The following is a 12,734-nucleotide window of genomic DNA, read 5'->3' on the forward strand; positions in this document are numbered from 1 at the left end:
GAAACCGGGATCAATCGGCTCGAGACAATACTGATGTTTTTTGAAGCAGGCACACTGCGTGCCGACCGCCACGGCCAGGGGATGCTATGCAGCACACGCTACGGCACACGGAGCGTGCCCGCTACTTCACTTGTCGATGCGCTCGATCAAGCGACGAATGTGTTGGATCGTGCCATCTTGAATCGCCAATTCGATCGCCGCCTTGCCGTAAAAACCGCGGCGGAGCGATTCCGACAAAATTTCCGCCATCGCCGCTTCAAGTTGATCGACCTTCGTCTTGTTCGTCGGCGTGTCGCTCAGTGTCATCATGGCATAAGTATACAAAAGTTCATTACATTTTCAAGCGCCGAATTGAGCCACTCCCAGGGCATTCGACGCGCTTGCGTCGAGCGGCAAGGCGGCGGCGTCGATCTCGATCGGCTTTTGATTTTCGCGACGGCGCGCGGCGTGGGCCGCGAGGTTGGCCTGCTCTTGGCCGTAGTCCAAGCCGAGACGCTGGCTCCACGTTTGCGGCGATAGAATGCCGGCGGCATTTTCGATCTGGAATCGCTGCGTCTCTTGCAATTGATCGCGGACGGCCAGCGTGGGCGCGACGCCCGCGATATCGATCGCGGTTTGCACTTCGCTCGGCAACCGGCCGGCCACAACCGCATTCAGCACCACGCGCCACATCACCTGCAGATCGTCGGCCACTTGTTCGGCTTGCAAGCGCTGAAACATGCGCATCGCCGGGCCTTCGGCGATCATCGTCGAGGAGTAGTTGGCGTTCGAGGCGTCGGAGCTGAGCATGAATTCCGGCATTACCAGCCGCGCGGCGATCGCCCGCAGCTCGGCTTGCAAGATGGCCACGAAGTTGGCGGCATCGATGCCGGCGGCGGGAAAGTCGTAATCGACGTCGGCCTGGGCGTCGAGGATGGTGCCGGGCCCGTAACGGCGGAAATTGGCCGATTGCCCGGTGACCGAATTCGTCACGTTCACATCGGCGCTGGCGGCGACGAATTGCTCGACCGCCCCGCGATTGCTGCGGTGATGCTTGCGAATCAGCGCGATGGCCGATTGAATCTCCGCCACCACACTCATATTGCGGAGCAGCTTTTCGGCGCGGCGAAGATTCTTGCGCACCGCGAAGTAAAGCGGCAGTCCGCGGCGAACATTGGCGTCGACATTCGCCTTGCGATGCTGGATCTGATCCGCGTCGATCGCCTGGCCGTCGACGTAGTAGGCCAGAACGGTTTCAACATCGTCGGGATCGGTGAGGACGCCGAGTCTGGCGGCCGGATTCGCTGCCTGATCGGGAGGAGTTGCGACCTGGCCCGGTTCGACGAAGCGCACGCGAGTGGCGCCGTCGGCCGAAACAAAAAACCGTAGAAACACTTCGCCATCGCGGTCGCGGCGAAGCACGATTTCTTGTTGCCGCCGCTGCCAGTTGTTGGCCTGGATGAATTCATCGAGAACGGCTTGCACGGCCGCCACCCATGCCGCCGGAACCTGCTGGCCTTTCTTGGCGGCAGCGGAATAGGTGTGGCCGGCGCCGACGATGAAGCTGATCCGGTTTTCATGCCCATTGATCGCGAATTCGTTGCCGAGGGCCAATAGCCGGCATTGATTGCGAATTTCGCGAAGCTGCGTGTCGCTCGTTGGCCCCCAACCAAACGGAGCACCGACATCGGCATCGAATCCGACCGGGAGCCACGGCAAGCCGTCGACGTCGAACATCGCATCGCGCGGATCGATGAAGCTGCTCCACAATTCTTCATAGGCCTCTTGGAGACGGCGCTCGAGCCGATTTAGAGTGGCGTCGTTACCCTTCAAATGGTTCGGCTGGGGCATGGTCACCTCCTGTTTTGAGATTGGGTTCATCTTGTGAGCAGCACGCGTGAAACCGCGAGCGAGCCTCCTCGCGGCCAGGGTATCGAAGCTCGCTTGCGGTTTCGCGTCGGCCGGTTCGAAAAAACTAAACGCTGATCGGCAGCCGGTCGCCCAAGCCATCGCCTCGGCCGCGACGGTCGAACCACTCGGCCGCGAGGCGGATTGCCATTTCGAGCGCATCGGGGCCGTCGTCGTGATCGGCCAGTGGAAATTCTTTTAGTTGCTCGACCAAGAGCCGCGTGCCGGGCGAGCCCGACTTGAATTTGATTCGCCGGTTCGACAGGTACGGGCCGAGCCGGCGGATGCGGGTCTCTTTATTCACGCGGTTTTCGACGGCCCAGGGAACGATGCCGATCAGTTTTTGCCGGGCTAATTCGGCCGCGAATTCGCCGCCCAGCAATTCTTGGAATTGATTGGCTTCGATGCCGAATATTTCGGGACGAAAACGGCGGCAGAGGTCGACGCCGTCGGAGACGATTTGCGGGGTCGGCCGGCGAACCAAATCCGCATCGACATAGAGCACGCCCAGCCGATCGACCGCCAACATCGCGAAGGCGGAATAATCGCCGCGGCCCGATTCGGTCCCCTTGCTCGGATCGAGCGCCAACACTTTTAGCTGAACCACATCGGGCCAACGGTCGAACCAGAGCCAGTCGCCAAAATACGATTCGGGCCATTCACACAGTTCTGGATTGATCGGCACATTTTGCTTCTCGCGCTCGAATGCCGTTCGCCCGCCTTCGACGCGCATGCACATCAGCGTGTATAGATCTTCTTCCTCAGGCCAAAGCAGCATGGCGCCGGCGTTCATCTCGGCCTGATGGGCCGCGTAGAAATCGAGCGCGGCTTGCCGTGCGTCGGCGCGGTCGATTTCGGCATAGATGCGTTCCCATCGGTCCCATAGATCCATATGGTCGGGCCAGCGCTCGATGGCCTGAAAGATGCGCGATGTCCAACCGGGCGTGGCGTGCAATTCCATCGCCAGCGCTTCGCGGTGCAGGGCGGTGGCAAGATTTACCACGTTGGTGCGCTTGGTGCCGGCCTTCATCAACATGCCGTGGAACCAGCGGCGCGAATGATCGCGGGCAAGGCTCGATTCGATATGCCGGTCGTCTTGAATATCGTCGCACACGATCAGCGTCGGCCGATCGGCGCGGCGGCGACGGCCGCGGATGCGCTGGCCGGTGCCGAAGGCTTCGATCGTCACTCCATTGGCCAGCCGCACAGTGTTCTCGCGCCACACTTGTCCCGGTTCGGCCGCCTTGGGGTAGGCCGCCGTGAGGCGCGGATTGTCGTGCAGCTCGCTTTTCAGATTCTCCAGATGGCTGACGGCCTGGTGCTTGGCGTCGGACACGATCCAGATATACGGCTCGCGTGCTTCCACTGCGGCGCGGAGCACGAAGGCCAGCGAGCCGATCGTCGATTTCGCTCCGCCGCGCGGCCCGACGACGTTCAATTTTTGTCCGCGGGCCGCGTGCATTTCATCAAGGTGCGCCGCCATCCACCGGTGCATTCGCGAAGGGGCCAAGCGAACATGCTCTGGCAGAAAAGCGCGGGCCCAATCGAGCAAGCCGGCTGGATGAAGACCGGTCGCCCCCGCATCGGCGGCCGCCATGCCGCGCTCGATCGATTCGCGCAGCAATCGAAAGCAGCGCTGGACCACTTCGGGCGCGGCATCGCGGCGGCTGGGTGGCAAATCGTTTCGCATGTCTATTTCTTTGCGCGGCGTTTCTTGGGCGGCCGATCGAAATCTTTGTCGGCCAGTTCGCTCAATCGAAGGAGTACCTGCTCGCGAAATCGTTTGACCGGCACTTCGCCGACAACCACCGTGCCCATCTCGCGAACGACTTCCGCGAGTTGCTCGGGCGTGATCGATTTTGGCGGCCGGCGGCCGTAACGATCGGGATACAATCGTTCCAAGGCCCAGGCCGAGGCTCGCCATTGCTTGGGGTCTTTCGAGGCTTGTTGGATGTTTCGCAGGAACGTGATTTCGGGCCCAAGCTCGGCCTTGCGAAGCTGATCGGCAAAGCCGGGTTCGCGAAGTGCCGTGTTGCGGATCGTTTCGACATGGCAGCCGACGTATTGCGCCGCCATGAGGCGAGTTCCGCCCACGGTGAGAATGGCGAAGACCTCGCGTTTCTTGGTCTCGTCTAGTTTCACTCGGCCGGCTCTCCAGGCCCACGCGGTGCCGAGGAGTTTTTCGAGCACCCGTCGGCGTTCGGCTCCGGTCGGCGATGCCCGCGCGGCGGACCGAGATATTCGAACGACACCACCGCGCGGCCGGCCGAACCGTGATAGCCCGGGGCAAATTTTCCCTTGCCGCGGGAACCGTTTTTTTGAACGTGGATCGCGCGCCACAGCGGCGACTCACGGCAATGGGCAATCAACGCCGGATGGCTTGCGGTCACGTTAAAGCGATGTCCTTGGGAGCGGTGCAAATCGCCGACCGACTCGGCCACGCGCATGCCGATGCCGATGCCTTGGTAGTCGGGGAGCGTGACGATTCGCGAAATGCGCCAATGCCGCCGCCGGCCGATCACCGGCAGCGTCGCGCAAAATGCGGCCGGCGATCCTTCCCACATCGCAAGATGGCAACGAGCCATCGGATTCAACTTTCCGCTCAAATAATGATGCTTCGCAAACAAACGCCAGACACGGCGGTGGCAACGAAAGAGGTCGAGCTGGATCGGCGGTCGCTGAAGACACCTCCGTTGAAACATGCAACTTGACATGTCGAGCACCCAGTCGGGCGCGAGCCACTCGGTGACGTCGTAATGACATGTCACCGCGACAAACCGGCATGCGATCTTGCCGCTGCGAATGGCCTTGGCGACGGCCGCGGATCCGACCTTGGCAACCGTGCGATCGACGACGCTGGTGAACTCGTCGAAAGCGAGGATTTGCGCCGCGCCGTCGCCGAGGCCAGCCGATCCATCCGCCATCGGATCGGCCGAGCCGCAGCCCGCGAGCGCATGCGCCAAATCGCAACGAAACCGCTCGCCGCCGCTGAGCACGTTGTAGGGCTTGATCCAAGACGGCGGCGAACTGAAGCCGACGGCCGTCAGCAATCCCGTGATTTCGCGGATCGATCGGTCGCCGAAGCAATCCACTACGGCCCGATCGTCGGGCCAACTGGCGTGCTCGACCAATCGCGGCCCGAACAGCCGCCGGGCGACCGTCGTCTTTCCGCTTCCCGAGGGGCCGACGATCAATCCGATTCGCCAATCGAGTTCGCCGGTTAGATCCGGCACTTCGACCGAAAAGCGTTGCGACACCTTTTCCGCGAGCGGCACATCGAACATCCCGGCCACCTGCTGAACGCGAAAGGAATTGAACACCGGACATTGGACGACGATGTCGAGAGGCGTGGGCATGAAGCGCGAGAGATCAGGGGTCAGAGGGCAGGCCAGGTACGCAAGCGACGCGGAACGCGCGAAGCCGCAAGCGAGGGTCATTCGGCGTTTGGCATGGAGGCTCGCTTGCGGTTTCGCGATTCGACTAGCGGTGCGTCACACTTGGGATCGTGGGTCGGTCGGGGGCGGCGAATCGTCCGGGAAATCGCTTTGGCCATCCCAAAATTCAGCGTTGACGCAACACTAGCCCGAAGCGTAAGCGAGGATGCGCTCCGTTGCGGGTCGCTGTCACGAACGCAGTCATCCAATGTGCGCGCGGCTTTGCCGCCGCGGTGAGACGATGCCGCCGTTGCGGGGCTCCCTCGCTAACGCTTCGGGTTAGTGTTGCGTCCCACTCGGGATCGTGGATCGGTAGTGGGGCGGCGAATCCTCGGGCGAATCGCTTTGACCATCCCAAAACCCAGCGTTGACGCAACACTAGCCCGAAGCGTAAGCGAGGCCGGAAGCCAGGACGGATGACACCTCGCAAGATTGCGACGCACGGCGACACTAGCCCGAAGCGTAAGCGAGGATGCGCTCGGTTGCGGGTCGCCGTCACGAACGCAGTCATCCAATGTGCGCGCGGCTTTGCCGCCTGCAGTGAGACGATGCCGCCGTTGCAGGGCTCCCTCGCTAACACTTCGGGTTAGTGTTGTGAAGATGTTGGATCGTGGGTCGGAGGGCGGCGAATCGCTTTGACGATCCCAAAATTTAGCGTTGACGCAACACTAGACTAGCGTTATCGGCTATAAAACTGCAAAAAAAGTCGCGGATTTTTCATGTCCAATAGTGTACAAGCAGGCTGCTTTGTACAGTGAAAACCGGAGCCCGCTACGCTCTGCTAGAATGCCCCTATGCCCATCAGACCAACAGGCCTGAACCAAGGACCACTACAGGCCAGCAACGCACTTTTCACCGACTACCTGCCGGCACACGAGAAGGGACCACCACCCGGCGGCAGCGGTGACAGACACCGCTGGCGGAAAACGGTATACTGCCGGTCAATGCCCGTTCGCTTCGAGCGGGTTCGATCGCCGTCCGCCGAATCCGATATTCTGAGAGCTCGGGAGCCACTCTTGCGCGAGCCGATCTTGCAAGCTGCTGCCGAGACAATCGCAGACGTCGTGGTCTCTCCGGAGGCGGATCGCGAGCTGCGGCCGCAGCGCATGCGCGATATGGTCGGGCAGCGCGAGGTTTACGCGCGGTTGGAAATCGCCGTCGACGCCGCGCAAAAGCGCGGCGAAACGCTGGGGCACATTCTGTTCGACGGACCGCCGGGTCTCGGAAAGACCACGTTCGCGATGTGCATCCCGCGCGACTTGGGCGTTAGCTTTCAGATCGCCAGCGGGGCCGCGCTCGCCGCCCCCAAGGATCTGATTCCCTATCTGACCAATGCCGAAGAGCGGTCGATATTGTTTATCGATGAGATCCACCGTTTGCCAAAACCGGTCGAAGAGTTTCTCTATCCGGCGATGGAGGACTTTCGGATCGACATCCTGCTGGGCGAAGGGGTCAACGCACGCACGATCAACATGCCCTTGCGGCCGTTTACGTTGATCGGCGCGACGACGCGGGCCGGCATGATTTCGGCGCCGCTTCGCGATCGGTTCCATTTGCGCGAGCATCTCGATTTTTACACCGTGGCCGAGCTGGCCGAGATCGTGGGCCGCAGCGCGGCGAAGCTGCAAGTGCCGATCGACGCGGCCAGTGCGGAGGAAATCGCCGGCCGCAGCCGGGGCACGCCGCGGCTGGCGAACAACCGCCTGCGCTGGGTTCGCGATTATGTCACCAGCAAGGCCGACGGCCGGATCAATCTCGAGTTGGCCCGCGCCGCCCTGGCGATGCAGGGAATCGACACGCTGGGCCTCGACGGCCAAGATCGCAAATATCTGGAGACAATTATCCGCGTTTTTCATGGCGGCCCGGTGGGCGTCGAAGCGATTGCCCACACTCTGAACACCGCGACCGACACGCTTTCCGACGAAGTCGAGCCGTTTCTGTTGCGGTCGGCGCTGGTGGTCCGCACGCCCCGCGGCCGCAAAGTGACGTCGGCCGGCTATGTGCATCTCGGCCTGGCGGTGCCCGACGAAGCAGCCGCCGAGGATCAACAGCGACGATTGTTCGGTTAAGCATGGGGTATACTTGCAAGCCGGGGGAGCGGCTGCGGATGCGCCGCGCGCCGTCAGACGCTGGCGCGCGAAACCGCAAGCGAGCTTCGAGGCCCGAGGGCGGTGGAAGCTCGCTTGCGGTTTCGCGCGTGGCAGCCCCGCCCCCCAAGCCGCCGCAATTCTCGGACATCCGAAACAATGACCAACGGTCTCAGCCGCCGCCAACTGGTGTGGTTCTACGCGGCGACGACATTCGTCAGCGCGTTTCTGCTGTTTCAGGTGCAGCCGATCATCAGCAAGGCCATCTTGCCTTGGTTTGGCGGAAGTCCGGCCGTTTGGACGACGGCGATGCTGTTTTTTCAGACGTTGCTCTTCGCCGGGTATGCCTACGCCCATTTCACGCAGGCGCTGCGGCCGCGGGCCCAAGCGGTGATCCACGTCGCGCTTTTATTGCTGGCGGTCGCTGTGTATCCGATTCTGCCGGGGCCGAGTTGGAAGCCGCCGGATGGCTCCGACCCCGCCGGGCGGATCTTGCTATTGCTTGCGGTGTGCGTCGGCCTGCCGTATTTCGTCCTTTCGGCAACCGGCCCATTGGTGCAGGCATGGTTTGCCCGCGATTATCCAGGCCGCTCTCCGTATCGGCTTTATTCGCTGTCGAATGTTGGTTCGCTGTTGGCGCTGTTGACGTATCCGTTTCTTATCGAGCCCGCATTTGCGCTCGGCTTGCAAGCCGCATATTGGGAAATTGGCTTTGTCGTGTTTGGCTTGTTGTGCGGATTTCTCGCGGTGCGGGCGGGAATCGTCGGTGGGCCGTCAACCGCATGGCCGGCGGAACAAACGCTCGACGAGGCGGCTCGCGTGCAGGCCGAGGCCGGGGGCCTCGTTGTGGCGGCGCCGCCAGCGCCGGATGCGGGCAACCCTTATCGGTCGCCGGATGCCGCGGCAATCGCAAATCAAAACGCGAGTGAATCCGCCGCGGGGGGCGAGCGGTCGCCCGGGTGGGGCCGTCGGCTGCTGTGGCTCGTGCTGCCGGCGTTTGCCTCGTTGACGTTTTTGGCGACGACAAACCATGTCTGCCAGGATGTGGCGGTGATCCCCTTCCTGTGGATCGCGCCGCTCAGTTTGTATTTGCTGTCGTTCATCATCTGCTTCGATCACGCGCGTTGGTACATGCCGCGGCTCTACGCAGTAATGACATTGCTGATGTTTCTCGCCGGCGGGTTTTGGACGACGCGCGCGCTCTGGATGCCGAAAGTCAGGCTGGATCCCGGCAATTTCGACAAAATCCAAATCGACGCGGGCTTGAGCTTCGCCGGCATGTTCTTGATTTGCATGCTTTGCCACGGCCAACTGGTTCGCCTTCGCCCCCATCCGCGGCATCTGACGATGTTCTACTTGTTGATCGCGGCCGGCGGCGCCGTCGGCGGCCTGTTGGTCAGTCTCGTCGCGCCGATCGTGTTTCAAACCGGCTACACGGAATGGACGATCGCCTTGTTGGGAGGCTGCGTTTTGGCGGTCGCCATTATGTTCGGCACGGAACAGAACGGGTTCGTGCGCCGCTATCCCTGGCTGTTCGGCCCGGGCCTGGTGCTGTTCGCGGTGGCACTTTATATCGCGACGCTCGAGGGCATGTCTGCCAATAGCGGCGTGGTCGATGCGCGGAGAAACTTTTACGGCGTGGTCAGCGTTACCGCAGGATCGCTGGAGGTCGACGACGAATTCGAGCCGGTTCGATATTTGCTCAACGGCCGCATCAAGCACGGAATGCAGTTTCAAAACGAAACGCTTCGCGACGAACCGACGACCTATTACGGCCGCGATAGCGGCGTCGGCAGGGCCATCGAATATTTCGGCACGCGTGGGACCGTTCGTCTCGGAGCGATCGGCCTGGGCACCGGCACGCTTGCCGCCTATGCCGCCAAGAACGATCGCTTCACGTTCTACGAAATCAATCCGCAGGTGCCGCTGGTGGCCGACAAATATTTCACCTATCTCGGCGATGCCCGAGAGCGAATGCTCCACGGCAGCGGCCAACTTGAAATCGTGATGGGCGATGCCCGGCTGTCGCTGGAACGAGAATTGACCAGCGAGCCGTCGCGCGGGTTTCAAGTGTTAGTCGTCGATGCCTTCAGCGGCGACGCGATCCCGACGCATCTAATCACCGGCGAGGCCGGCGAAATTTATCGCCGGCAACTCGATCCAGATGGCGTGTTGGCGATCCACATTTCGAATCGCTATTTGGATCTCGATCCGGTCGTGCGCGGGCTGGCCGATCATCTTCAATTCAAGGTGGTGCGAATCGACAGCCAAGGAGACGACGATCTTGGCACCTCGACCGCCGACTGGATGCTGCTGACGCGCAACGCCGAGCTGCTGAAAACGCTCGGCAATTTCGCGGCAAAACCGCCGGCGCGCGCACGTTCGCTGTTGTGGACCGACGAGTATAGCGATCTGTTCGATATTCTGAAGTAGACGCAAACTGCTGGTGTGCCACTGGCAAGCGCAGTCTGCCGGTGTCCGAGTTGACGCCGTCCTTGGCGGTTGATTTTCCCCCGGTCACTCACCTTCCGCGATGATGCGGCGGAAAAATCCTTCCGCCGCCCAATCGTGAAACCACGTTCGCAGATCGCGGGCCAGACTGTCGATATCGAGTCGGGGCAATTCCATCATGCGCGCGATCGCCGCGCCGATCGATTGCCCTTCGATGATTGCCGAGAGCAACACGAATTGCGGCTCCGAAATCTCGTGCCGCCGGACAACGTAATCGCGGCGCGTCACCGCCAGCCAACTCGCCGCGGCGGCCGGAATCGACGGCTCTTCACCGCGCCGCATGGCCGTGTAATACGCGTTTACCGGAAATCGAAACGCCAGCAGCTTCAAACAAGGCACCGTCTCCAAGCGAGCGTCGGGCCAACGATCCATTCCGATCGTGCGTAATTCCGTCGCTTCCAAGAGCGGCTCGCGTTCGACGCCCGGTCCGTCGAACACCTGGCTAAACGTCCATTCGAGCGTCGCCAAGTCGATCATGAAGTCGGGCCAATCGGGCGACAGCGGCTCGGACGAATCGGCCGTGGCATCGTCGGTTGCGTCGCCGTCGGGCGCCACAATCTCAAGCGCCTCAGCGGATTCGGCCGGCTCGGAACCGGTCGGCCGGGTTTCCGCGAGAAACGCCGCGAAATTGGCCCCCAATCGATTGAGCGTGTAGCTGCGCGACGGATAGTTTTGCAGATAGGCGAAAGCAAACGCCTCGAACGTCTCGTCGCCGAGCGTCTGCTTCAATACCGGGAATTCCTCGCCGAGGCATTCCAGCAGCCGGGCGTAATACGCATTGGCGTAAATCGACAGCCGCTCGACGCTCGACAATGCCGCCGACCGCGAAATCACCTGCTCGACTTGCTCCGGCGGCACGTCGATATGGTTCCGTGCGGCGATCGAATCCAAACCCGCCTCGACGCCCTCCGGATGCATGATCACTGCCTGCATCCAGCGCTGCACTTTGGCCAAAGGTGATTCCGGTTCGCTCATCGTTCGATCATTCGTTTCTGGAGCCCGCGGCGCCAGCAAGAGAGACATCGCCGTATCGTCGCATCCAATGTAGCAGGCACACTCCGTGTGCCGTCTGCCTCTTGGTGTGTGTCATGCACAGAGCAGCGCCGACGGCACACGGAGTGTGCCTCCTACAATAACGACATGCCGCCCCCTCACTCGACTTCCATCGGCACATACGCGAGCGGGTGCGGCACGCTTGAACCGGAATCGACATATTCGGCCGCACCGCCAGCGCTGGGCGCGACGGATTCATCGGCCGCCGATGCGCTCGGTGGCGAAAGCTCCGCCGCCATGTATTGCTTCGCCTTCAACACTTCCGCATGCACTACTGGAAACGCCGGTATGCGGGCATCCCATTCCAAGAGCGTCGACACGCCGCCGGTGAATTGATGGGCGAGCCGGTAGAGCTCCCAAACCGGATCGATCACATGGTTGTCGTGCGTGTCGATCAAATGTGTGCGGCAATTGCTGTGGCCGGCGAGATGAATTTGCACGATCCGCTCGTGCGGCACGGAGCGGACATATTCGAACGGATCGAAATCGTGGTTGATGCTCGACACGTAAACGTTGTTCACATCGAGCAGCAATCCGCAACCGGTTTGCTCCGCCATGCGGGAAAGAAATTCCCATTCGCTCATCGTCGAGCCGGCGAAGGTCACGTAGCTGCTCGGATTCTCGAGCACCAGCGGCCGCTCGAGAAAATCTTGCACCTGCCGTACCCGCGACACCACGTGCGAAAGCGTTTGCTCGTTGAGCGGGATCGGCAGCAAGTCGTGGGCATTCAAACTTTGCACGCCGGTCCAGCAGAGATGATCGGAAACCCACAGCGGATTCACCGCCGCAGCCAACCGCTTCAGCTTACTGAGATATTCGAAATTGAGCGGATCGGTGCTGCCGATCGAGAGCGACACGCCGTGCATCACGATCGGATAGCGCTCGGCGATTTGATCGAGCACGTAGCGCGGCCGGCCGCCGGAATCCATGTAGTTTTCCGAAATGATTTCGAACCAATCCACCTCGGGATTGTGTTCGAGAATATGCGGAAAATGGATCGACCTTAGGCCGACCCCAAGCCCGAGATTCGGAAGCCCCAAGCGTGGCGACGGCATGGAAAAACCCGTGGGGGAAGGCGACAGGCTACAGGCGACAGGCTACAGAAGGCGCGGGCGCCATGCCCACTGCCTTGAGTGGGCATGTGTATCGCTGTGGGCGAACGTGCCCACGCAAAGCCGTGGGCAGGCACAAGGCAGCGACCGGCCTAAATTATCGCCGTGTGCCACTGGCTTTGCCAGTGCGAATCCCCGAACGGATTCGATCCACCAGCGGAGCCAATGGCACACGGCTACAGAACTGCGACGCGGCCGTTCGTTCGTTCGGCCGTGGTTGACACTACTTGGCCGGCGCTGCGCCGTACGTTTTTCCGGCGGCTTTCATCAATTGCTCGAAGCGTTTGCGAGCCTTGGGCCAGGTTTGGGCAGTCAACGGCACATTGCACGAGCCTTTGGCTTTGCACGAATTTTCGCCCGGATGAGCGCCGCAGCCGCCTTGGCCCTTGCAGGCGTTTTCGCCGTTGCAGGTGTGCCTTTCGGCAGTCGCGCACGCGCCTTGGCCGGCGCAGGCGTTGCTCTTGCCGGCCCCTTTGCCTTTGCAAGTGTTCAAGCCACGGCAAACGTGCGGGTCGCCCAACAGCGGACTGGTCGGCTCAGCGGCCGAAGCGGCCGATTGCATTCCGACGCCGATCACTGCGCCGCCGAAGGCGGCAGCCGTCAGCCGCTGAAAATCGCGGCGACTCATCTCCGATCGCTCCATGGTTAGC

The 12,734-nt window shown here is 61.8% G+C and carries 10 protein-coding genes; 2 read left to right on the top strand and 8 right to left on the bottom strand.

The window, feature by feature from the left end:
• Positions 1-126 precede the first annotated feature (126 nt).
• From VHX65_19030 to VHX65_19050, 5 genes are all read right to left on the bottom strand, one after another.
• Positions 127-309 (bottom strand): hypothetical protein, encoded by a 183-nt coding sequence (locus VHX65_19030; protein HEX4000650.1) that lies wholly within the window; start codon positions 307-309, stop codon positions 127-129.
• Between the two features lie 30 nt (positions 310-339).
• The gene (locus VHX65_19035; protein ID HEX4000651.1) at positions 340-1,830 is read right to left on the bottom strand and encodes a phage portal protein; all 1,491 of its coding nucleotides are present in this window, start codon (positions 1,828-1,830) and stop codon (positions 340-342) included.
• Positions 1,831-1,954: 124 nt separating this feature from the next.
• Positions 1,955-3,577: a phage terminase large subunit gene (gene terL, locus VHX65_19040; protein HEX4000652.1), complete on the bottom strand. Its 1,623-nt coding sequence runs from the start codon at positions 3,575-3,577 to the stop codon at positions 1,955-1,957.
• A gap of 2 nt (positions 3,578-3,579) precedes the next feature.
• Positions 3,580-4,029: a hypothetical protein gene (locus tag VHX65_19045; GenBank protein ID HEX4000653.1), complete on the bottom strand. Its 450-nt coding sequence runs from the start codon at positions 4,027-4,029 to the stop codon at positions 3,580-3,582.
• Positions 4,026-5,243: a hypothetical protein gene (locus VHX65_19050; GenBank protein ID HEX4000654.1), complete on the bottom strand. Its 1,218-nt coding sequence runs from the start codon at positions 5,241-5,243 to the stop codon at positions 4,026-4,028. Before VHX65_19050 ends, VHX65_19045 begins: the two co-directional genes overlap by 4 nt.
• Positions 5,244-6,337: 1,094 nt before the next feature.
• On the opposite strand from VHX65_19050, the gene ruvB reads away from it, so the two are divergent.
• Both ruvB and VHX65_19060 read left to right on the top strand, forming a co-directional pair.
• Entirely contained in the window at positions 6,338-7,390 is a 1,053-nt protein-coding gene (gene ruvB / locus VHX65_19055; protein ID HEX4000655.1) for a Holliday junction branch migration DNA helicase RuvB, read from the top strand.
• Between the two features lie 177 nt (positions 7,391-7,567).
• Entirely contained in the window at positions 7,568-9,841 is a 2,274-nt protein-coding gene (locus VHX65_19060) for a fused MFS/spermidine synthase (GenBank protein HEX4000656.1), read from the top strand.
• Between the two features lie 84 nt (positions 9,842-9,925).
• Here the strand turns inward: VHX65_19060 and VHX65_19065 are convergent, their stop codons facing one another.
• The 3 genes from VHX65_19065 to VHX65_19075 all read right to left on the bottom strand — a co-directional run bounded on the left by VHX65_19065 (position 9,926) and on the right by VHX65_19075 (position 12,712).
• Positions 9,926-10,894, bottom strand: coding sequence for a DNA-binding domain-containing protein (locus VHX65_19065; protein HEX4000657.1), 969 nt, complete (start codon positions 10,892-10,894; stop codon positions 9,926-9,928).
• A 176-nt stretch (positions 10,895-11,070) separates the two neighbouring features.
• Positions 11,071-12,027 (bottom strand): DUF692 domain-containing protein, encoded by a 957-nt coding sequence (locus VHX65_19070; GenBank protein ID HEX4000658.1) that lies wholly within the window; start codon positions 12,025-12,027, stop codon positions 11,071-11,073.
• Between the two features lie 280 nt (positions 12,028-12,307).
• Positions 12,308-12,712: a hypothetical protein gene (locus VHX65_19075; GenBank protein HEX4000659.1), complete on the bottom strand. Its 405-nt coding sequence runs from the start codon at positions 12,710-12,712 to the stop codon at positions 12,308-12,310.
• Positions 12,713-12,734: the final 22 nt, after the last annotated feature.

The sequence above is a fragment of the Pirellulales bacterium genome, from assembly GCA_036267355.1.
Classification (GTDB): domain Bacteria; phylum Planctomycetota; class Planctomycetia; order Pirellulales; family DATAWG01; genus DATAWG01.

Bases quoted from the DNA above. Each gene is read 5' to 3' on its own strand.
- VHX65_19030 (HEX4000650.1), bottom strand. From the start codon at position 309: ATGATGACACTGAGCGACACGCCGACGAACAAGACGAAGGTCGATCAA.
- VHX65_19035 (HEX4000651.1), bottom strand. From the start codon at position 1,830: ATGCCCCAGCCGAACCATTTGAAGGGTAACGACGCCACTCTAAATCGG.
- terL (HEX4000652.1), bottom strand. From the start codon at position 3,577: ATGCGAAACGATTTGCCACCCAGCCGCCGCGATGCCGCGCCCGAAGTG.
- VHX65_19050 (HEX4000654.1), bottom strand. From the start codon at position 5,243: ATGCCCACGCCTCTCGACATCGTCGTCCAATGTCCGGTGTTCAATTCC.
- VHX65_19060 (HEX4000656.1), top strand. From the start codon at position 7,568: ATGACCAACGGTCTCAGCCGCCGCCAACTGGTGTGGTTCTACGCGGCG.
- VHX65_19065 (HEX4000657.1), bottom strand. From the start codon at position 10,894: ATGAGCGAACCGGAATCACCTTTGGCCAAAGTGCAGCGCTGGATGCAG.
- VHX65_19070 (HEX4000658.1), bottom strand. From the start codon at position 12,027: ATGCCGTCGCCACGCTTGGGGCTTCCGAATCTCGGGCTTGGGGTCGGC.
- VHX65_19075 (HEX4000659.1), bottom strand. From the start codon at position 12,712: ATGAGTCGCCGCGATTTTCAGCGGCTGACGGCTGCCGCCTTCGGCGGC.